This window comes from Sinorhizobium sp. GQ132 (genome assembly GCF_059758575.1).
In genome coordinates, this window is record NZ_JCAXDX010000003.1 from 696250 (window position 1) to 717204 (window position 20955).

21 protein-coding genes are annotated in these 20955 nt (G+C 62.0%); 12 read left to right on the plus strand and 9 right to left on the minus strand.

Translation table 11 applies throughout. The features are described 5' to 3' along the window. Positions 1-128: 128 nt before the first annotated feature. Together AC6CIG_RS11585 and AC6CIG_RS11590 are read left to right on the plus strand one after the other, a co-directional pair. A complete protein-coding gene (locus AC6CIG_RS11585; RefSeq protein WP_127709248.1) occupies positions 129-284 on the plus strand; it encodes a hypothetical protein in 156 nt (51 codons plus the stop codon). Beyond that, positions 281-616, plus strand: a complete 336-nt coding sequence (locus tag AC6CIG_RS11590; protein WP_018094880.1) for a DUF6105 family protein — start codon at positions 281-283, stop codon at positions 614-616. The genes AC6CIG_RS11585 and AC6CIG_RS11590 overlap by 4 nt, the downstream gene beginning before the upstream one ends. Here AC6CIG_RS11590 and ruvX read toward each other — a convergent pair. Beyond that, a complete protein-coding gene (gene ruvX / locus AC6CIG_RS11595; protein ID WP_018094881.1) occupies positions 550-1047 on the minus strand; it encodes a Holliday junction resolvase RuvX in 498 nt (165 codons plus the stop codon). The two genes, AC6CIG_RS11590 and ruvX, sit on opposite strands and share 67 nt — an antisense overlap. Before the next feature lie 123 nt (positions 1048-1170). On the opposite strand from ruvX, the gene AC6CIG_RS11600 reads away from it, so the two are divergent. The 3 genes from AC6CIG_RS11600 (at position 1171) to gatA (ending at position 3798) form a co-directional block, all read left to right on the plus strand. Further along, positions 1171-1875 (plus strand): metal-dependent hydrolase, encoded by a 705-nt coding sequence (locus tag AC6CIG_RS11600; RefSeq protein WP_018094882.1) that lies wholly within the window; start codon positions 1171-1173, stop codon positions 1873-1875. 104 nt (positions 1876-1979) lie between these two features. After that, positions 1980-2267, plus strand: coding sequence for an Asp-tRNA(Asn)/Glu-tRNA(Gln) amidotransferase subunit GatC (gene gatC / locus AC6CIG_RS11605; RefSeq protein ID WP_003533050.1), 288 nt, complete (start codon positions 1980-1982; stop codon positions 2265-2267). 49 nt (positions 2268-2316) lie between these two features. Beyond that, positions 2317-3798, plus strand: coding sequence for an Asp-tRNA(Asn)/Glu-tRNA(Gln) amidotransferase subunit GatA (gene gatA / locus AC6CIG_RS11610; RefSeq protein WP_127709244.1), 1482 nt, complete (start codon positions 2317-2319; stop codon positions 3796-3798). A gap of 102 nt (positions 3799-3900) precedes the next feature. On the opposite strand, the gene AC6CIG_RS11615 is transcribed toward gatA, so the two are convergent. Next, on the minus strand, positions 3901-4155 hold the full coding sequence (locus AC6CIG_RS11615; RefSeq protein ID WP_018094884.1) for a YjhX family toxin: 255 nt from the start codon (positions 4153-4155) through the stop codon (positions 3901-3903). A 332-nt stretch (positions 4156-4487) separates the two neighbouring features. Between AC6CIG_RS11615 and gatB the strand changes: the two genes are divergently transcribed. The 4 genes from gatB to AC6CIG_RS11635 all read left to right on the plus strand — a co-directional run bounded on the left by gatB (position 4488) and on the right by AC6CIG_RS11635 (position 7630). Beyond that, on the plus strand, positions 4488-5990 hold the full coding sequence (gene gatB, locus AC6CIG_RS11620; RefSeq protein WP_018094885.1) for an Asp-tRNA(Asn)/Glu-tRNA(Gln) amidotransferase subunit GatB: 1503 nt from the start codon (positions 4488-4490) through the stop codon (positions 5988-5990). A gap of 2 nt (positions 5991-5992) precedes the next feature. After that, positions 5993-6490: a GNAT family N-acetyltransferase gene (locus AC6CIG_RS11625; protein WP_018094886.1), complete on the plus strand. Its 498-nt coding sequence runs from the start codon at positions 5993-5995 to the stop codon at positions 6488-6490. Positions 6491-6662: 172 nt separating this feature from the next. Then, positions 6663-7058 (plus strand): NADH:ubiquinone oxidoreductase subunit NDUFA12, encoded by a 396-nt coding sequence (locus tag AC6CIG_RS11630; protein ID WP_018094887.1) that lies wholly within the window; start codon positions 6663-6665, stop codon positions 7056-7058. A 119-nt stretch (positions 7059-7177) separates the two neighbouring features. Next, positions 7178-7630: a DUF2155 domain-containing protein gene (locus tag AC6CIG_RS11635; RefSeq protein ID WP_275596405.1), complete on the plus strand. Its 453-nt coding sequence runs from the start codon at positions 7178-7180 to the stop codon at positions 7628-7630. A 97-nt stretch (positions 7631-7727) separates the two neighbouring features. Here the strand turns inward: AC6CIG_RS11635 and aat are convergent, their stop codons facing one another. The 5 genes from aat to AC6CIG_RS11660 all read right to left on the minus strand — a co-directional run bounded on the left by aat (position 7728) and on the right by AC6CIG_RS11660 (position 11551). Further along, a complete protein-coding gene (gene aat, locus AC6CIG_RS11640) occupies positions 7728-8342 on the minus strand; it encodes a leucyl/phenylalanyl-tRNA--protein transferase (protein WP_127709242.1) in 615 nt (204 codons plus the stop codon). 9 nt (positions 8343-8351) lie between these two features. Beyond that, positions 8352-9695: an acetyl-CoA carboxylase biotin carboxylase subunit gene (accC, locus tag AC6CIG_RS11645; RefSeq protein ID WP_018094890.1), complete on the minus strand. Its 1344-nt coding sequence runs from the start codon at positions 9693-9695 to the stop codon at positions 8352-8354. A 12-nt stretch (positions 9696-9707) separates the two neighbouring features. Continuing rightward, entirely contained in the window at positions 9708-10184 is a 477-nt protein-coding gene (gene accB, locus AC6CIG_RS11650; RefSeq protein WP_003533074.1) for an acetyl-CoA carboxylase biotin carboxyl carrier protein, read from the minus strand. A gap of 23 nt (positions 10185-10207) precedes the next feature. Continuing rightward, on the minus strand, positions 10208-10654 hold the full coding sequence (gene aroQ, locus AC6CIG_RS11655; RefSeq protein ID WP_018094891.1) for a type II 3-dehydroquinate dehydratase: 447 nt from the start codon (positions 10652-10654) through the stop codon (positions 10208-10210). A 129-nt stretch (positions 10655-10783) separates the two neighbouring features. After that, positions 10784-11551 carry a DsbA family protein gene (locus AC6CIG_RS11660; RefSeq protein WP_018094892.1) on the minus strand — a complete coding sequence of 256 codons (768 nt, stop codon included), beginning with the start codon at positions 11549-11551 and terminating at the stop codon, positions 10784-10786. Positions 11552-11779: 228 nt separating this feature from the next. Between AC6CIG_RS11660 and AC6CIG_RS11665 the strand changes: the two genes are divergently transcribed. Further along, positions 11780-12937, plus strand: coding sequence for a pyridoxal phosphate-dependent aminotransferase (locus tag AC6CIG_RS11665; RefSeq protein WP_018094894.1), 1158 nt, complete (start codon positions 11780-11782; stop codon positions 12935-12937). A 34-nt stretch (positions 12938-12971) separates the two neighbouring features. On the opposite strand, the gene AC6CIG_RS11670 is transcribed toward AC6CIG_RS11665, so the two are convergent. After that, on the minus strand, positions 12972-13187 hold the full coding sequence (locus tag AC6CIG_RS11670) for a hypothetical protein (protein ID WP_437408990.1): 216 nt from the start codon (positions 13185-13187) through the stop codon (positions 12972-12974). A 162-nt stretch (positions 13188-13349) separates the two neighbouring features. Beyond that, complete coding sequence (locus AC6CIG_RS11675; protein ID WP_437411673.1) at positions 13350-16133, minus strand: Rne/Rng family ribonuclease; 2784 nt, start codon at positions 16131-16133, stop codon at positions 13350-13352. Positions 16134-16892: 759 nt separating this feature from the next. On the opposite strand from AC6CIG_RS11675, the gene AC6CIG_RS11680 reads away from it, so the two are divergent. Next, positions 16893-18125, plus strand: coding sequence for an N-acetylmuramoyl-L-alanine amidase (locus tag AC6CIG_RS11680; protein WP_164866814.1), 1233 nt, complete (start codon positions 16893-16895; stop codon positions 18123-18125). Between the two features lie 364 nt (positions 18126-18489). Beyond that, positions 18490-20943, plus strand: a complete 2454-nt coding sequence (locus tag AC6CIG_RS11685; RefSeq protein ID WP_102761415.1) for a penicillin-binding protein 1A — start codon at positions 18490-18492, stop codon at positions 20941-20943. Positions 20944-20955 lie beyond the last annotated feature (12 nt).

The window sequence follows — 20955 nt, forward strand, 5'->3', positions numbered from 1 at the left end:
TGGACCGCCGGCCGCAAGCCGGCGTTTACCGTGAATATTAACCTTAACAAATGGTTTACGTTGCGCTTCTGCCTCAGAGGCGGAGATACTGGCGGTGCGATTTTTTCAAGGATGGAACGGAGCGGCCGATGAGAGCTGCCTTGCTGATCATCATGGTGATGTTTTTTGCCGGCCTGGCGCTCGATATAGCGAGCCTCGCGACCGTCCTGACCACATTCGTCCTGCTTGATCGTGCGATCAGCTCGCTTCTGCGCGGCCATCAGCCGGAGAGGGGCGCCTCATGAAGTGGTTGCTGATCTTCTGGGGCGGTCCCGTGATGCTGCTTACGGGCTGGTACGGGCTCTCCTACTACGACATGAGCTTCGGCGTCTTCATGCTGACGCGGGAGGCGCATGAGCTCGTCTTCCGGGTTTACGGGAATATCCTGGGAATGCCGCCGGAAACCATTCCGCCGCTCGTCGCCCGGGCCATGATCGTCGACAGCCTGATCGTGTTCGGCCTTGTCGCGCTCAGGAAGCGGCGGCAGATCGCGGCCTGGTATCGGCGCCGTTACGGTGCGTCACGATCGCCGGAAGCGCCTCTCGCCAGCGATGCCAATCTATCCAGCGCTCCCTGAAGAATGAAGGAAGCGGCTGCCGAGTCGATACGTTCGGCCCGCTTTTTACGCGATACGTCCATTTCGATCAGGACCCGCTCGGCTGCCACCGTCGACAGGCGTTCGTCCCATAGGACGAAGGGGATATCCGTCTTTTCCCCCATATTGCGCACGAAGGCCCGCGTCGCCTGGCAGCGCGGCCCCTCGGATCCGTCCATGTTCACCGGCAAGCCGATGATGAAGGCCGCGATCCCTTCCTTCTCCGCAAAGGCCAGGAGCGCCTGCGCGTCGGCGCCGAACTTGACGCGGCGGATCACATCGCGCGGCGTCGCAAAGCGCCGCCCCAGATCGGAAACCGAAAGGCCGATCGTTTTCGTCCCGAGATCCAGGCCGGCCACCGACCTATAGGGCGGCAGCCGCTCCGCGAGTTCCTCCATCGTGAGAATTGCCATGGGATTTACCGATTCGATCTTTCCAGTGCGCTGGTCTGATCCATATGCTTGTCCTAGACATAAATCGAACGATTTTATCGCCCGACTCGTCTGGGGTGCCGCGCGCGATCTGAGGAGAACATCATGAACATCAAATGGCTGGGACATTCCGCCTTCCACATCGAAACGGCGAAAGCCAAAATCCTGATAGATCCGTTTTTCACCGGCAATCCCGCCTTTCGGGACGAGGAGCGCAAGGCCGCAACGGCGGGGCTGACCCACATTCTGCTCACCCACGGCCACGGCGACCACGTCGGCGACACCGTTGCCATAGCCAAGGAAACGGGCGCGACGGTCCTTGCCAATTTCGACCTTTGCATGTGGCTCGGCCGGCAGGGTATTTCGAAGCTGGAGCCGGGCAATACGGGCGGAACCATTCAGCTCGGGAGCTTCACCGCCACATTCGTCAACGCGCTGCACTCGTCGGCGCAGATCACCGACGACGGCGTTTCGCATTCGCTCGGCAACGCCAATGGCCTTGTTCTCCATTTCGACGACGAGCCGACGCTCTATCACATGGGCGACACGGACATCTTCTCCGACATGGCGCTCGTGCAGGAACTGCACGAGCCGGAAATCGGCATCGTGCCGATCGGCGACCGTTTCACCATGGGCGGTGCCGTGGCCGCGCTCGCATGCCAGCGTTACTTCAAGTTCAACACGGCGATCCCTTGCCACTATGGCTCCTTCCCGATCATCGACCAGACGCCGGAGACCTTCGTTGCGGGCATGGACGGTGCCTCGACATTGGTCGCCATCCCCGAGGTCGGTGGCGCAGTAACCCTCTGAAGAGGAGCGCAGCCCAGCCGGAAACCGGTCGGCGCTATTCGCGAGTTGCACGTTGTGCAACTCGCCTTTATAGCGGGGGAAACTTTGCGATACCGGAGACGATCATGTCCGTAGATCTTGCCACCGTGAAGCGCGTCGCGCGCCTTGCCCGCATCGCTGTCAGCGATGAGGAAGCCGAGCGGATGACCGGCGAACTCAACGGTATCCTGGGCTTCGTCGAGCAGCTCTCCGAAGTCGATGTCGACGGAGTCGAGCCGATGACGTCGGTGATGCCGATGAAGATGAAAAAGCGCGACGACATCGTCGCGGATGGTGACAAGGCGGACGACATTGTCGCAAACGCGCCGAACTCGGATCGCAACTTCTTCCTCGTTCCGAAGGTGGTCGAATAACCACCCGCCGTCCGCCCCGCCGTTTTGAATGCGAAAGTCCGATTGCACCATGACCGACCTTACGAGCCTCACGATCGCCGAAGCCCGCGCGAAGCTTTCCGCCAAGGAGATCACCGCGGTCGAGTTGACCGACGCCTATCTTGCCGCGATCGAGGCAGCCAACCAGACGATCAATGCCTATGTCGCCGTCACGCCGGAAAAGGCGCGCGAGATGGCGAAGGCATCGGACGCCCGCATCGCGGCCGGTAAGGCCGGCGCGCTCGAGGGCATCCCGCTTGGTATCAAGGATCTCTTCGGCACGGAGGGCATCCACACGCAGGCGTGCAGCCACATACTCGACGGCTTCGAGCCGCGCTACGAATCGACCGTGACCCAGAACCTGTGGAACGACGGCGCAGTCATGCTCGGCAAGCTTAACATGGACGAGTTCGCGATGGGCTCGTCTAACGAGACCTCCTATTACGGACCGGTCAAGAACCCGTGGCGCGCTAAAGGCTCGAATCTGGACCTGGTTCCGGGCGGCTCTTCCGGCGGGTCTGCGGCCGCGGTCGCGGCGCGTCTTTGCGCCGGCGCCACCGCGACCGATACGGGCGGCTCGATTCGCCAGCCGGCGGCGTTCACCGGCACCGTCGGCATCAAGCCGACCTATGGCCGCTGCTCGCGCTGGGGCGTCGTCGCCTTCGCCTCGTCGCTCGACCAGGCGGGCCCGATCGCCCGCGACGTGCGCGATGCGGCGATCCTGTTGAAGTCGATGGCGAGCATCGATCCGAAGGACACGACCTCCGTCGATCTGCCGGTGCCGGATTACGAAGCCTCGATCGGCCAGTCGATCAAGGGCATGCGGATCGGCATTCCGAAGGAATACCGCGTCGACGGCATGCCGGAGGATATCGAGGCGCTCTGGCAGCAGGGCATCGCCTGGCTCAGGGACGCCGGCGCCGAAATCGTCGATATCTCGCTGCCGCATACGAAATACGCGCTGCCCGCTTACTACATCGTCGCTCCGGCCGAAGCGTCGTCCAACCTCGCGCGTTACGACGGCGTTCGCTACGGCCTGCGCGTCGACGGCAAGGACATCATCGACATGTATGAGAAGACGCGCGCCGCCGGCTTCGGCCAGGAGGTCAAGCGCCGTATCATGATCGGCACCTATGTGCTTTCCGCCGGCTATTACGATGCCTATTACCTGCGCGCGCAGAAGGTCCGCACATTGATCAAGCGCGACTTCGAGCTCGCCTTCCAGGCGGGTGTCGATGCGATCCTGACGCCGGCCACGCCGTCCTCCGCCTTCGGCATTGCCGACGAGGACCTCGCATCCGATCCGGTGAAGATGTACCTGAACGACATCTTCACCGTGACGGTGAACATGGCCGGCCTTCCGGGTATTGCGGTGCCGGGCGGGCTCGACCGCAAGGGGCTGCCGCTCGGTCTGCAGCTCATCGGCAAGCCCTTCGAAGAAGAAACGCTGTTCAAGACGGCCCATGTCATCGAACAGGCCGCCGGCCGCTTCACGCCGTCCAAGTGGTGGTGACGGCGTAAAGAGACGTAATCCGTCGAAATCGCGGCAACACCGACCGCATCGGACACCGGAGACGATATCTCCGGCATCCGGTGCAATTCGGATCGCCGGCGCTCAGCGGTTGTTGAGCTCCGATCTGACCAGATGCAGTCCGCGTTCGGTGATGCGATAGGGCTTACCGGCCGACGACTTGATCGCTCTCTTTCGTTTCAGCTTACGGAAAAGCTCGAGATCGACACCGGGATAGACCCAGCCGTCTCTCGTAAAGCAGCGAACGTCCGCGATCGCCTTGCCTTCGCGGGTGATTTCAATGCGGCCGCCCTGGGCCAAATGGTGAAGAATGCGCTGTTCGGCGCGTGAAATGTCCATCGTTGGAGTGTTCCGGAATGGCGTTCGTCAGAACGCAGGAAAACGTTCCGTTCTTCGTGAGAAGAGCGGGGTTTACGTTTCCGGCCCATGCGCGCTTTTCAGTGGAAGCGGGCAGGGCCCTTAGCGGGACTCAGACTGATGGAACATAAAGACTCCTGTCGGATATCGCGCTTTCTAGGAGATCGCCGCGCAATCGTCAAGGTTGCAATGACCGGCTGCGAGAGCCGGCATTGTCCAGTGCCCCATGTGCGGCCGCGCCTTACAAGCTTGCACCGTGGGATCAATTGCTCTACCGAGAAACCACGAATTCAGGCTTCAAAGAAGAGCATGACATGAGCATCGTCGACGTCCGCACTCCTGATCCGAAACGCTTCATTCCAGGCGCCACCGGCGACTGGGAGGTCATCATCGGCATGGAAGTCCATGCGCAGGTGCTGAGCAATTCGAAGCTGTTCTCCAGTGCGTCGACCGAGTTCGGGTCGGAGCCGAACGCCAATGTGTCGCTGGTCGATGCCGCAATGCCCGGCATGCTTCCGGTCATCAACGAGGAATGCGTCAAGCAGGCCGTGCGCACCGGCCTCGGCTTGAAGGCAAAGATCAACAATCGCTCGATCTTCGACCGGAAGAACTATTTCTATCCGGACCTGCCGCAGGGCTATCAGATCTCGCAATACAAGGATCCGATCGTCGGCGAGGGCAAAATCATCATTTCCGTCGGTCCGGATCGCCAGGGGCAGTTCGAAGACGTCGAGATCGGCATCGAGCGCCTGCATCTGGAGCAGGATGCCGGCAAGTCGATGCACGACCAGCATCCCGCCATGTCCTATGTCGACCTCAACCGGTCGGGCGTCGCGCTGATGGAGATCGTCTCGAAGCCGGACCTGCGTTCGTCGGACGAGGCGAAAGCCTATCTCACCAAGCTCCGCTCGATCCTGCGTTATCTCGGCACGTGCGACGGCAATATGGACGAGGGCTCGATGCGCGCGGACGTCAACGTCTCGGTTCGCCGCCCGGGCGAAGCTTTCGGCACGCGCTGCGAAATCAAGAACGTCAACTCGATCCGCTTCGTCGGCCAGTCGATCGAATACGAGGCCCGTCGCCAGATCGCCATCCTCGAGGACGGCGGCGCGATCGACCAGGAGACCCGTCTCTTCGATGCCAACAAGGGCGAGACCCGCTCGATGCGTTCGAAAGAAGAGGCGCACGACTACCGCTACTTCCCCGATCCGGATCTCCTGCCGCTCGAGTTCGACGATGCCTTCGTGGAAGCGCTCAAGGCCGATCTTCCCGAATTGCCGGACGACAAGAAGGAACGCTTCGTTCGCGATCTCGGTCTGTCCGTTTACGATGCGTCCGTTCTCGTCTCGGAAAAGGCGATTGCCGATTACTTCGAAGCCGTGGCCGAAGGCCGTGACGGCAAGGCGGCGGCGAACTGGGTGATCAACGATCTTCTCGGCGCGCTGAACAAGGCCGGAAAGACCATCGAGGAAACGCCGGTCTCGCCGGCGCAGCTCGGCGGTATCATCGATCTCATCAAGGACGGCACCATTTCCGGCAAGCTCGCAAAGGATCTCTTCGAAATCCTCTGGAGCGAGGGAGGCGATCCGGCCGAGATCGTCGAGAGCCGCGGTATGAAGCAGGTAACCGACACCGGTGCGATCGAGAAGGCGGTCGACGAGATCATCGCCGCCAATCCCGACCAGGTTGAAAAAGCCAAGGCGAAGCCGTCGCTGGCCGGCTGGTTCGTCGGGCAGGTGATGAAGGCGACCGGCGGCAAGGCCAATCCGCAGGCGGTGCAGGCCCTCGTAAAATCCAAGCTCGGCATCGAGGAGTGACGATGTTCTTCGTCCGTACCGCGAGCGAGCGCGACCTCGAAAAGGTTCGCGCTCTGCTTGCCGAGACGTGGCACGCGACCTACGATACGTTCTACGGTGTCGAAAAGGTCAATGAACTGACGGCGAGGTGGCATTCCGTCGAGGCCCTTCGCGCGCGGTTGCAGCGCAAGCACTCCGAGTTTGTCGTCGCCGACAACGGCAGCGAGCTTGCCGGGATGGGCTATGCCGCCATGTCCGAGTCGCTGGAAAAGACAGCCGTGTTGCACCAGCTCTATGTGCTGCCGAAGTATCAACGCCATGGCGTCGGTCGCGACATGTTCGCGGAGCTCGAGACCTGCTTCCCGGATGCGGAACGCATGCGGGTGGAGGTGGAGCCGCAGAACCTGCACGCGCTCGCCTTTTATCGCGCGCATGGATTTGTGGAAGTCGCAAAAACATCCAGTTGCGGCGACGAGCAGTCCGGCATACCGGCGCTCATCCTCGAAAAGCGTCTATCCTGACCTTTGACGCCGCTCGCATCGATGCGACACAGCCGCTTCGGCCGCCAGATGCAGGTGAAATGCCCCGCAGCAAAGAGCGGAATCACTGGACAAGCCGGAAGCGGCGCGGCATAAGCGGGGGCGAGATTTTGACATCCGGCTGGCTCCCATCGGCCGGTAAAGGACGATGCCTATGAAGCTCCTGCTGCAGATTTTCACCTGGTGGAACGGACAGACGATCGGTACCCGGTTTCACACCTGGCGCCATGGCCAGCGCGTCGGGGAAGACGAGTTCGGCAACGTCTACTATCAGGGCGGCACCGACTCCGAGGGCCGGACGCGGCGTTGGGTGATCTACAACGGCCCTGCCGAGGCGTCTGCGATCCCGCCGGGCTGGCATGGCTGGATGCATCACCGCACCGACGTCTCCCCCGCCGACGAGAAATATGTCGTCCGCGAGTGGCAGAAGCCCCACCGCGCCAACCCGACCGGCACGCCCGGTGCCTACCGGCCGAAGGGGTCGATTGCCGGCGCCGGCAAGCGCCCGCGTGTGACCGGCGACTACGACGCCTGGACGCCGCGCTCCTGAGCCTGGGCTCTTCGGGTATCATCCCGCGACATGCGGGACGATCACGGCGCAGCCACATTTCGGGTTTAGCGCCTGAAGTCCATCCGGGACTAACAGCAATGTGCGGGGGATTGGCGGTAATGGCGGGTTTCTGTCTGCGGGATTTGATTGGCCGGGGAGGGCGGTTCGCTGCCATTGCCCTTCTCCTTGCCGCTCCGGTGACGTCTACCGTCGAAACCGCGCAGGCGGCGCGCCTTTCCAACGCCGTCGCGGTCTTCTCCGGCATCGACAAGATCACCGGCCGCATCACCAGTTTTGACGTCTATATCGGCGAAACGGTGCAATTCGGTGCGCTGCAGGTAACGCCGCGCGTCTGCCACAGCCGCGACGAAACGGAAGCGCCGAAGACGACCACTTTTGTGGAGGTGGACGAAATCACGCTCGACCGGAAGATCCGCCGCATCTTCACCGGCTGGATGTTTGCCGACAGCCCGGGGCTCAATGCGGTCGAGCACCCCGTCTATGACGTTTGGCTGCAGTCCTGCAAGACCTCGTCGGACGTCCCCCCGCCGGACACGGCGGCAAAGCAATAGAGCACTTGGCAAGGCGCCTCCTGCGATCCATCTCTCTTTGCCTGCCACTCACCGGAGCGACGCAAAGCGTAAGCCTTCCCTTGAGAAGGCATGATCCTCAGAATTCGAGATTTGGCGAAGCTATGGCTTTCGCGAGCAGAACTTCGTACTGAGCCTTGGGCACGTCGACTGCGCCGAAGGACTTCAGGTGTTCGGTCGTGAATTGCGTGTCGAGGAGCCGAAATCCCTTGGACCTCAATCGCTCGACCAGATGGACGAGGCAGATCTTCGATGCGTCGGTGCGCCGCGAGAACATGCTCTCGCCGAAAAAGGCTGCGCCGAGTGAAACGCCGTAGAGCCCGCCGACGAGTACGTCTCCCTCCCATGCCTCGACGCTGTGCGCATGGCCCATTTGGTGCAGGGCCGCATAGAGGGAGCGGATCGTGTCGTTGATCCAGGTCGTCGGCCTGTCCCGTGCGGGCTGAGCGCACCCCTCCATGACTTCAGTGAAGGCCGTATCGAAGCGAATGTCGAAGGGACGTCTGCGGATCGCCTTGGCGAGGCTGCGCGAGACGTGAAACCGGTCCAGCGGGATGATGCCGCGGATCTCGGGCTCGACCCAGAAAAGTTCAGGATCGTCGGCCGAGTCGGCCATGGGGAAGAGGCCGATCGAGTAGGCGCGCAACAACATGTCCGGCGTGATATCCGGTTGTTTGCTGCGCGTCTCCTTCAATGTCGTATCCTATGCGGATGTTGTGGCCAGATGGTGCTCCAGCCAATGGATATCATAATCGCCGTTTGCGATATCCTGATTGTTGATCAGGTCCTGAAAAAGGGGAAGAGTCGTCTTGATGCCGTCGATGACAAATTCATCGAGTACGCGGCGCAGCCGCATCATGCATTCGACGCGCGTCCGGCCGTGGACGATCAGCTTACCGATCAGGCTGTCATAGTAGGGGGGGATGCGGTAACCCTGATAGGCGCCGCTGTCGACGCGCACACCGAGGCCGCCCGGGGCGTGGAAATGCGTGATCGTGCCCGGAGAAGGGACGAAGGTGCGCGGATCTTCGGCATTGATGCGGCATTCGATGGCGTGACCGGAGAAGACGATATCTTCCTGCTTGGCAGAGAGGCCGGCTCCGGACGCAACGCGAATCTGCTCGTGCACGAGGTCGATCCCGGTGATCGCTTCGGTAATCGGGTGTTCGACCTGCAGGCGCGTGTTCATCTCGATGAAGTAGAACTCGCCGTTCTCGTAGAGGAACTCGATCGTGCCGGCGCCGCGATATTTCAACTTCTTCATCGCGTCGGCGCAGATTTGACCGATCTTCATGCGCTGTTCGACGTTCAGGGCCGGGGAATTGGCTTCTTCCCAGACCTTCTGATGGCGGCGCTGCAGCGAGCAGTCGCGTTCGCCGAGATGGATCGCATTGCCTTCGCCATCCCCGACGACCTGGATTTCGATATGGCGCGGCTTGCCGAGAAACTTCTCCATGTAGACCGCGTCGTTGCCGAATGCGGCCGCCGCTTCGGAACGTGCCGTCGCAACCGCGTTTTCGAGTTCCTCCTCGGTGCGGGCGACCTTCATGCCGCGGCCACCGCCACCCGCCGTCGCCTTGATCAGCACGGGGAATCCGATCTGGCGGGCGATCTCCAGTGCGTTCTCCGGCTTCACTTCGCCATCGGAGCCCGGAACCACCGGAATGCCGAGTTCTTCCGCCGTCTTCTTGGCGGTGATCTTGTCGCCCATGAGGCGGATGTGCTCGGCAGTCGGTCCGATGAATGTGATGCCGTGCGCATCGAGGATATCGGCGAACTTGGCGTTCTCCGAGAGGAAGCCGTAACCCGGATGCACCGCATCCGCACCGGTGATCTCACAGGCGGCAACGATCTGATGGATGTTCAGATAGCTCTCGCGCGAAGGCGGCGGGCCGATGCAGACGCTCTCGTCAGCGAGCCGGACATGCATGGCGTCGCTGTCCGCCGTCGAGTGCACGGCCACGGTCGCGATGCCGAGCTCCTTGCAGGCACGCAGGACGCGCAGAGCAATTTCGCCGCGATTGGCAATGAGGATTTTCGAGATCATCGCCACCGTGCCCTATTCGATCACGATCAGGGGTTCGCCATATTCGACCGGGGCGGCGTCCTGCACGAGAATTTCCGTCACCTTGCCGGAGCGGGGGGCCGGAATCTGGTTCATCGTCTTCATTGCCTCGATGATCAGGATCGTCTGACCTTCCTTCACCACCGCACCGACTTCGATGAAGGGGCGGGAGCCCGGAGCCGGGGCGAGATAGGCGGTGCCGACCATGGGGGCCGTCACTGCGTTCTTGGCATTGTGACCGCCTTCGGCGGCACCCTGGGGCGCACCAGCCGGCTGACCAGCGGCGATGGCGGGCGGCACCTGGTAGGCGGGCATCGCCGGCATGGACATGGCAACAGGCGTGCCGTTCCGCGAAACGCGGATGCGCAGATCGTCCTGCTCCACTTCGATCTCGGTGAGGTCGGTATCGTTAAGGATATTGGCGAGATCACGGATCAGCGCCTGATCGATACCCGGTTTCTTTTCAGCCATGGGATATGAGCCTCGTGTTCTTCTTATTTGGATTTTTCCGTCAGGTTCTTTAGCGCATGCAGCGCCAGAATGTAACTCTGTGCGCCGAAACCGCAGATAACGCCTTTGACGGCTGGCGCGATCATCGACTTGTGCCGGAATTCTTCGCGCGCATGAATATTGGAAAGATGCAGCTCCACCACGGGGACGGTGATCGCCCGAATGGCATCGTGCATGGCGATGGAGGTGTGTCCGTAGGCGGCGGGATTGATGGCGATGCCGACTGCCTTTTCGCCAGCCTCGTGTAACCAGTCGACCAACGTGCCTTCATGGTTCGACTGCCGGAAGTCGACGTCGAAGCCGAGGTGTCTGGCCTCCTCCTTGCACATCGCTTCGATGTCGGCAAGCGTCTTGCCGCCATAGATACCCGGTTCGCGTTTGCCGAGCGCGTTCAGGTTTGGGCCGTTCAGCACAAAGATAGTCGAAGGCATAAGGGAATCCGGTCCGGTGATGGAGGGTTACCTATAGACTGATGGTTCCCCGAGGAAAAGCCCCCTGGGTACCAGCGGGCTTTGTCCACAAGTCGTGCTGTTCCTATAGGGGCGGTGGCCGGCCGGCCGTCAGCAGACGGTCTTGCCGCACGCACGCATGTTGGCGACTTTCTGTTCGATCTCTGGCGCCCCGACAGCGCCGAAGACCGCCTCGTTGCCGACGACGTAGGATGGCGTTCCCGTGATGCCGAGCTCGTTGGCGAGCGTATAGGCTTCGCGCATCGAGGCATCATACGGCCCGTCATCCATCTTCTCGCGCAACTGCGCTTCCGTCACGCCGAGCTTGGCCGCAACGGCGATCGCGGTTTCCTCCGTCGCGCGCTCCTCTCCCCCGAGCAGGGCGCGATGGAAATCGCCGTATTTCTCTGGTGCGACCACGCGGAAGGCGGCGCTGACCTTGTGGGCCGCGAGCGAGTCCGGTCCGAGAATTGGGAGCTCCTTGAGAACGAAGCGGACATTCTTGTCCTTGGCGAGGATGTCGTCCATGTCGGACAGAGCCCGTTTGCAATAGCCGCAGTTGTAATCGAAGAACTCGACGATCGTCACATCGCCTTCCGGATTGCCGAGGGCAATGTCGTAGGCAGAGTTGAAGATCGCCTTCTTGTTGTCGGCGATTGCCGCCTGGGCGGTTTCCTGCTGCTTGGCCCGCTGCTTGGAGGTGAGGGCTTCCTGCACTTCCAGCATGATCTCCGGATTGGCGAGCAGGTACTCCTTGATGAAGGCGCCGAATTCCTCCTTCTGCTTGGCATCGAGCGCCGCCGCGGGACCGGGCAGGGCGACGCCGGCAGCAAGCGCGATCAGGGATGCTGCGGCAATCATCTTCATCTTGAGCGTCATTCTTTCCTCGTGGTCTGCTGTTCTATGTCGGTCGTAGGCTCCGCACGCTTGCGTCAATGCGCCAGTTTGAAGACGACGGCAAGTCCCGGCTTGCGCCGACTGGTTGAAGCATAGGGCGTGGCGGGGGGAAACGAAACGGCAAAATCGGCCGAATTGCGGCGTTCGCGGACTTGTGAAGCCGCGAGCGATGGGGCAAAGGGCATTGAGAAACTTGCGAGGACCGTACTTTTGGCACAGATGTCGAAACGCAGCGCAGTCGAGCCGTTCCACGCCATGGATGTGCTGGCCGAGGCCACGCGGCGGCGCGATTCCGGTCACCCGGTCATATCCATGGCGGTCGGTCAGCCCGCGCATCCGGCGCCGAAAGCGGCACTCGATGCAGCAAGGCGTGCGCTCGATCACGGTCGGCTCGGCTATACGGATGCTCTTGGCACACTCTCCCTGAAGAGGGCGATTGCCGCTCACTATCACAACCGACACGGCATCACGCTCGATCCGCAGCGGATTGCGGTGACGACCGGATCGTCGGCCGGGTTCAATCTCGCTTTTCTCGCCCTGTTCGATCCGGGCGATCGCGTGGCCATCGCCCGCCCGGGCTATCCCGCCTATCGCAACATCATGGCCGCGCTCGGGCTCGAAGTGGTCGAGATCGAAGCCAATGCCGATGCCGGCTTCACTTTGACCCCGGACAGCCTCGAGCGCGCCGCGGCACGTGGCGGAAAACCGTTGAAGGGCGTGCTTCTCGCAAGCCCGGCGAACCCGACTGGAACGGTGACCGGAAAGGCGCAGCTGAAGGCGCTCGCCGACTATTGCCGGGACCACTCGATCGCCTTCATCTCCGATGAGATCTATCACGGCCTTACTTTCGCCGGGGAGGAGACGACGGCGCTTGAAGTCGCCGACGACGCCGTCGTGATCAACTCCTTCTCCAAATATTACTGCATGACCGGTTGGCGCATCGGCTGGATGGTTCTGCCCGAGGCGCGGGTGCGTGCCTTCGAGCGCATCGCGCAGAGCCTCTATATTTCGCCGCCGGAGCTGTCACAGATTGCCGCGGAGGCGGCTCTCGGCGCGCATGAGGAGCTCGACGGCTACAAGCGTGCCTATGCCGCGAACCGGGCATTGCTGCTCGAACGGCTGCCGCAGATCGGCTTTTCGATCGCCTCGCCAATGGACGGCGCATTTTACGCCTATGCGGATGTCAGCCGCTTCACCAATGACAGCATGGCCTTCGCCCGTCGGATGCTGGCCGAGATCGACGTCGCGGCAACGCCCGGCTTCGACTTCGATCCCGTCGAAGGGCATCGCACCATGCGCTTTTCCTATGCGGGCGCGGCTACCGAGATGGAGGAGGCGATGAACCGCATCGCGCGCTGGCTGGCCTAAGGCCTGTTGAGATTCGGGCCGCCCGCGCCGGGTTTTACCAGTTGCCGGGGTCTGCGGTGTGATCGACACTCGCAAACTCATCTGCCTGTTTCCGGTCCAGTGTCAGGTTGGTTGCGATCTTCGTTTCATCGCTGACCGAATAATGCAAAGGGGCCGGCCCGTTGGTCAGTTGCTGATACATGAGCAAGGCAGCCTCCTCGGCAGTGTCGGCTTCGAACTCTTCCGTAACGATGACTGTGAACTTGTGCATGGCCTCGTCTCCCTCTGGAAAGTATAGAGCGGGACAAGGAAAACTATGTGCGGCATTCCGTCCGGAAAGGGCGGAGTTTTTCAAAGGGGAAGCTCACACCTGAGCCGCCACCCATCCCAGCCATGAAAAAGCCCGGATCGCTCCGGGCTATTTCTTTGCTTCTTAGAAGAAACCGCGGCGCTGCCACCAGCCGCCCTTTTTGGGTTTTGCCGGCTCCTCTTCGCCCTCGCTTTTGCTGGACGTCACGACCGGCTCGGTAGCGATCGCCGACAGATCCCGGTTTGCGCGCGCGGGCTTTGCGCCTTCCAGATCGGCAACAGCTTCCTCCACCGCCTCAGGGGCGGCTTCGGGTGCTTCGGGTTGGGACTCGACGGCCTTCTCGGCTCCTTCATCGACACTCTCGGCCGGCTCCTCGGCCTTGACTGCTTTCTTGCGGCTGCGCCGGGGTTTTGCCGGTTTCGGCTCCTCCGCTGCTGCCTCGACGGCAGCGGCTGCCGCGATATCCGGCGACGTCTCCTCGGCTGCCGCGGCTGGGGGGACTTCCGCCTCTGCGTCGTCACCGGCCGCTTCGCCGGCTTCTGCAGCCACGCCGGCCTCGCCCTCGGCTTCAGCCAGTTCATCCTGACGACTGCGGCGGCCGCCACGCTTGCCGCGGCGGCGACGCTTGCGCTTCTGCTCGCTATCGCCATTCAGGGCATCCGTGGCGTCGCCTTCATCCTCGGCATCGTCCACGGCGCCTTCATCGCCGGTCTCGTCCTCAGCCGCGTCGGCTGCCTCAGCGAAGGCTTCGTCCGCTCCCTGACCCGCACCCTTGCCGCGCCGGCGGCGACGACGCTTGCGCTTGCGGCCGCCTTGTTCGTCGGTCTGCGCCTTTTTCTGGTCCTGACGGTCGGCAGCAATCTCTTCCGCTTCCTCTTCGTCGGACTCCTCCTCGATGAGGACCTCTTCTTCGTCTTCCGGCTCCGGCTCGAACTGCAGGATCTGGTCGATCCTCACCGGATTTTCGACCGGTTCACCGCGATCGATCGCGAAGTGCTGCGCCCCGACCTGGGCGTCCGCTTCGATGAAGATGGAGACACCGAAGCGCTGTTCGTAATCCGTGATCGAACTGCGCTTCTGATTGAGCAGATAGAGCGCGATATCGGGTGTCGTGCGCACGCTGATGTCGTGCGTGGTGTTCTTGAGCAGATGTTCCTCGATGCCGCGCAGGACATGCAGGGCAACTGAGGATTGCGAACGGATATGGCCCGTACCGTTACAGTGCGGGCAGGTCTGCATCGTGCTTTCCAGCACCGAGGCGCGGATGCGCTGGCGAGACATTTCGAGCAGGCCGAAATGCGAGATGCGGCCGACCTGGATACGGGCCCGATCGTTCTTCAGGCAATCCTTGAGCTTCTTCTCGACGGAGCGGTTGTTCCGCTTCTCTTCCATGTCGATGAAGTCGATCACGATCAGGCCGGCAAGGTCGCGAAGGCGCAATTGCCGCGCTACTTCCTCGGCTGCCTCGAGATTCGTCTGGAGAGCCGTATCCTCGATCGAGTGCTCGCGCGTCGAACGACCGGAGTTCACATCGATGGAAACCAGAGCTTCGGTCTGGTTGATGATGATGTAGCCGCCAGACTTCAGCGTCACCTGCGGCTGCAGCATGCGATCGAGCTGCGCTTCGATGCCGGAGCGAGAGAAGATCGGATGCACGTCGCGATAGGGCTGCACGACCTTTGCGTGGCTCGGCATCAGCATCTTCATGAAGCCCTTGGCTTCCTTGTAGCCTTCCTCGCCCGAAACGACGATCTCGCTGATGTCCTTGTTGTAGAGATCGCGGATCGATCGCTTGATAAGGCTGCCCTCTTCGTAGACGAGGCAGGGGGCAGTCGAGTTCAGCGTCAGCGTGCGGACGTTCTCCCACAGCCGCATGAGGTATTCGAAGTCGCGCTTGATCTCGACTTTCGTGCGATTGGCTCCGGCGGTGCGCAGGATCACACCCATTCCCTGCGGCACGTCGAGACCGCGGGCGATTTCCTTCAGACGCTTGCGGTCCTGCAGGTTGGTGATCTTGCGCGAAATACCGCCGCCGCGCGCCGTGTTCGGCATGAGAACGGAGTAGCGGCCTGCGAGCGAAAGATAGGTCGTGAGTGCCGCACCCTTGTTGCCGCGCTCTTCCTTTGCGACCTGAACCAGCAGGATCTGCCGGCGCTTGATCACTTCCTGAATGCGGTATTGCTTGCGCGGCTTGCGGATATGACGATCCGCCACCTCTTCCATGGCATCTTCGGCGCCGACGGATTCGATGATTTCCTTTTCGCCGTCGTGATTGTCGTCGTCATCGTCGTCGTCACGCTGACGACGCGCGTCGATATCCTCGGAGATCGAATCGGTATCGACCACCGCGGCCATTTCGTTCTTGTCGCCTTCTCCGTCTTCCGACGGGCCGCCCTCAGGCGCTACGGGCTCTTCGCCGGCCTTCGGCTTTGCGCGGCGGGTACGCTTCGGCTTGGCCTTGGCCTTGGGCTTCTCCGCAGCGGCCTCGGCGGCCTCGGCGGCTTCTCCGGCTGCCTCGGCGGCTTCGGCCTGTGCCACGACTTCGGCAACCGTATCGCCGGCCGGCGCGGACTTCTGTTCCGCCACGGTGTCGTTCGGCTCGTCATCGTCGCGGCGGGCCTCTTCGGCTTCCGCCTTCAACAGGGCCTGACGATCGGCGAGGGGGATCTGGTAGTAGTCGGGATGGATTTCGGCGAAGGCCAGAAACCCGTGGCGATTGCCGCCGTAATCGACGAAGGCCGCCTGGAGCGACGGCTCCACTCTGGTTACCTTCGCCAGGTAGATATTGCCGCGGATCTGTTTCTTATGTTCCGATTCGAAATCGAATTCTTCTATGCGGTTCCCGCGTACGACAACGACGCGCGTCTCCTCTGAGTGAGACGCATCGATAAGCATTTTCTCTGCCATCTAAGCTGTGCTCCTCGGCGCGGCGGGACGACAGACAGAGTGCCTTTTTCAAGAAGGCTGTCGAAGACGTCGGAGGCTGCGCCGGATATGAAAGGTCCTGTTTGGCGCAAGCGATGGTGCAGCAGCCAGACGGCAGCCGGAACGCTGGGGTCCCGGGGCCGCTCTACTTCTGACCGATACTGCTGAGTCACATCAAAGACCAAACAAGAATGCCAATGTCCTGGACCTCTGGAAGAGGCCCGATGAATGCGCCCGCTTGCGGGCATCCGGTGAAATTCACCATCAAGAACTCCGGCCACCGCCGGAAATTTGCGAACCAGTATACGGAGGAGGAAATGCGGCGACGGCGGATGAATTCCTGCGGCCGCGGAAGCTTGATACGGTTGCAACCGGTTGTTCCGGCTCGATCACTCCCTGGCGCCAAGCTCGTCTAAAAGCTCCGGCTGCCCGGCCGACGATTCTATCCCGTCAACACTTTCTCCTTGTGACGCTTTTATGTTTTCCATGTCACATTGGCAAGGGAAAAGCCTTTGCCGCCACAATATTGATCGATTCGCTTGCGCGGGTGTAACCGGACCTTCAGGAGAAGACAGCGCCGGCTGACGGGCGGTGCGACGGCCTCCGCGTCAAGCTTTGGTTAACCCTGAGGGTTCATTGGTTGAGGGGCGGATAAGGGGGTGCCGGGGAGACCTTCGCCGGCACATTTATTGGATGGATGCGGGGTTTCAGGTGAAGCGTTCGGCGACTAGGCTGTGTTCCATGGAGGCGATCGGGCGTCGTCGCGGTATGCGCGTGCTCGTCGCTGCCTTTGGTGCCGTTTTGCTTCTCCTGTCGCCCGTGGCGGGCCTGCGCGCCGGCGAGCCGGTGCCTCTCCTCGCCTATGCCGCGCGGATTGCCGGCGACGATGCCCGCACGCGCCTGGTCATCGAGTTCGATCGCGAGCCGGCCTTCTCCATCCACTACGTCGCCAATCCCGTTCGCGTCATCGTCGATCTGCCGGAAACGTCGTTCGGACTGAAACCGGAGAGCCTGGAGCCTCGCGGCTTGTTCGACGCCATCCGTTATGGCGGAATGGGGGCAGGGGCCTCGCGGCTTGTGCTCTCCGCCAAGGGGCCGACGGAGGTGACCCACGCGGAAGTGAAGCCGGTGGAGGACGGGAAGGGCTTTCGCCTCGTGCTCGATGCGGAGAGGATCGGCCAGGACCGCTTCGACACGCTCCTGGCCGAGCAGCAGTGGACCGGCACGGTGCCCTCCGCCAAGACCGACCGGCCGGCCGCCGCGCCGCCCCCGAAGGCCGGGGCCTTCGTGGTTGCGATAGATGCCGGCCATGGCGGAATCGATACCGGTGCAATCGGCGGCGTCACGAAAACCGAAGAGAAACACGTGACCCTGGCCTTCGCGAAGGAGCTGGTGGAACGGCTCAATCACGAACCCGGCATCGAGGCGTTTCTGACGCGGGAACGCGACGAATTTCTCTCCCTTCCTCAACGCGTGCAGATTGCACGCCAGCGAGGCTCCAACCTGTTCATTTCGGTTCACGCCGACACATTACGGCAGAAGGATATTCGGGGCGCCACGGTCTACACGATCTCCGACAAGGCGTCCGACCACCTCGCGGCCGATCTTGCCGCACGCGAGAATCTCTCCGACGAGATTGCCGGGATTCCGCTCGAAAGCGAGCCGGCCGAAGTCGCGGATATTCTCATCGATCTCACCCGCCGCGAAACTCAGGCTTTCTCGGTCAATCTCGCCCGAAGCGTCATTTCCTCGTTCGAAGGGCAGATCAAGCTGATCAACAATCCGCACCGCTATGCGGGGTTCCGGGTCCTGCAGGCGCCGGACGTGCCCTCGGTTCTGCTCGAGCTCGGCTTCCTGTCGAACAAGGAAGATGAGAAGCAACTGCTCGATGCGGAATGGAGGAAGAAGGTATCCGCCCTGCTTGCCGGCGCCGTTCAGCGCTACCGGAACACCGCGGTTGCAAACGGCGGTTGAATGTGCAGGGCATTCCGGGGCCGCTGATCTCGTCCCAGCCCGGCGCCACGGAATGGGGATGTGATTTGTGTCGAGCCGGTAACAGCGATATGCTTTTCAGCGGATGCGCACTGTATAATCCGGTAACAGCCCTATTTTACTCACAATCCAGGCCCCTTAGGGGGAGGGCGTCCCGATTTGTGGGAAACGGTGTTGATGCTTCAGGTTCCTGGCCATATGAGGGAGCCCAAACGCGTGTAACTGAAAATGCCGGACGTTTTCTTTGGAAGAGTTTGGCGACGTCGGCCTCCTTTCGCGGAAAACGAGCGTTCGGGCACTCGGCGACCTCGCAATAGGACGATAATTAGATACCGGTACCTGACTGATGATCAGACTGATTGGATATTTTTTTGGCATTGGTGCGTTTCTGCTGCTTGGCACAGCCGCGGCCGTCGCGATCTATCTCGGCGGCATCACCAAGGACCTGCCCGACTATGAGGTGCTGGCCAATTATGCGCCGCCGGTGACGACCCGCTTCCATGCGGGTAACGGCGCGCTGATGGCCGAATATGCGCGCGAGCGCCGGCTGTATCTGCCCATTCAGGCGATACCCGATCGCGTCAAGGCCGCATTCATCTCGGCGGAAGACAAGAATTTCTACCGGCATCCGGGTGTCGACGTGACGGGCCTTGCGCGCGCCATCGTGGTCAATGTGCAGAATTTCGGCTCCGGCCGGCGCCCGGTCGGCGCGTCGACGATCACCCAGCAGGTCGCCAAGAATTTCCTTTTGAGCTCCGACCAGACGCTCGATCGCAAGATCAAGGAAGCGATCCTCTCCTTCCGCATCGAACAGGCCTACAGCAAGGACCGCATTCTCGAGCTCTATCTCAACGAGATTTTCTTCGGGCTGAATTCCTACGGCATCGCCGGCGCGGCGCTGACCTATTTCGACAAGTCGGTGACGGAACTGACGATTGCCGAGACCGCCTATCTTGCGGCCCTGCCCAAGGGGCCGGCCAATTACCACCCGTTCCGCCAGGTCGAGGCTGCGATCGAGCGCCGCAACTGGGTGATCGATCGGATGGTCGAGAATGGTTACGTCACCAAGGCTGACGGTGAGGAGGCAAAGCAACAACCGCTCGGCGTCAAGCCGCGGCGGGGCGGCGCGCACCTCTTCGCCTCCGATTTCTTCGCCGAAGAAGTGCGTCGTCAGATCATCCAGAAATACGGTGACAAGGCGCTTTACGAGGGCGGGCTTTCCGTACGTACGTCGCTGGATCCGCGGCTGCAGATTGCGGCGCGCAAGGCGCTTCAGGACGGGCTTTTGAACTACGACGAGCGGCGGGGCTTTCACGGTCCGGTGAAGACAATCGAGATCGGCGGCGACTGGGGCGAGCCGCTGAGCAAGATCCCCACGCTCAGCGACGTGCCGGAATGGAAACTGGCAGTCGTGCTCTCGGTAGATAGCGAAGGCGCCGAAATCGGCGTCCAGCCGGAAAAGGAAGTCTCGGGCAAGATCGTGCCTGAACGGGTGACCGGGCGGATTGCCGCCAAGAACATGCAGTGGGCCTATCGCTCCGCGGGCGGAAAGCGCAAGAACGCCAAGTCGCCGGAGGGGGTCCTCGGGCCGGGCGACGTCGTCTATGTCGAGCCGTTGCAAGAGGCCGGCGAATATCGGCTGCGCCAGCCGCCGAAGGTTCAGGGCGGATTGGTCGCGATGGACCCGCATACCGGCCGCGTGCTGGCGATGGTCGGCGGGTTTTCCTACGGACAGTCCGAGTTCAACCGCGCGACTCAGGCGATGCGCCAGCCCGGTTCCGCCTTCAAGCCCTTCGTCTACGCGGCCGCCCTCGACAACGGCTATACGCCGGCATCGGTCATTCTGGATGCGCCTATCGAGATCGTCGCGGGCGGTCAGGTCTGGCGGCCCGAAAACTACGGCGGCGGCTCTGCCGGACCGTCGACGCTCCGCCTCGGCATCGAAAAATCGCGCAACCTGATGACGGTCCGGCTTGCCAACGACCTGGGCATGAACATCGTCGCCGAATATGCCGAGCGTTTCGGGATCTACGACAAGATGGCGCCGCTTCTTGCGATGTCGCTCGGTTCCGGCGAAACGACTGTGCTGCGTCTCGTGTCCGCCTATGCCGTCATCGCCAATGGCGGCAAGCAGATCAAGCCGTCGCTGATCGACCGGATTCAGGACCGTTACGGCAAGACCATCTTCCGCCATGAGGACCGGGCCTGCGAGAATTGCAATGCCGATCATTGGGAAGCTCAGGAAGAGCCGGTGCTGATCGACAATCGTGAGCAGGTCCTCGATCCGATGACCTCCTATCAGATCACCTCCATGATGGAAGGCGTAGTCGCGCGGGGAACCGCGGCAGGCAAGATCAAACTCGATCGCCCTGTCGCAGGCAAGACCGGCACGACCAATGACGAGAAGGACGCCTGGTTCGTGGGTTACACTCCCGACCTCGTCGCGGGGCTCTATCTCGGCTTCGACGACCCGGCACCGCTCGGGCGCGGGTCGACCGGCGGCGGCCTGTCGGCGCCGATCTTCAACGCCTTCATGCAGAAGGCGGTGGAGGGTACCCGTCCCGGCAAGTTCGTGGTGCCGGAAGGCATGAGCCTTATTCCCGTCAACCGCAAAACCGGCATGGCGGCCGTCGAGGGCGAGCCGGACACGATCATCGAAGCCTTCAAGCCGGGCACCGGCCCTGCGGACACCTTCTCGGTCATCGGCGACCTCGACGAATATGCGCCGCCGGAAGAAATATTGAGAACCTCTCCGCAGGCCAACCAGGCGGTAACCTCCGGCTCCAACGGACTGTTCTGACCCTTTCCATTG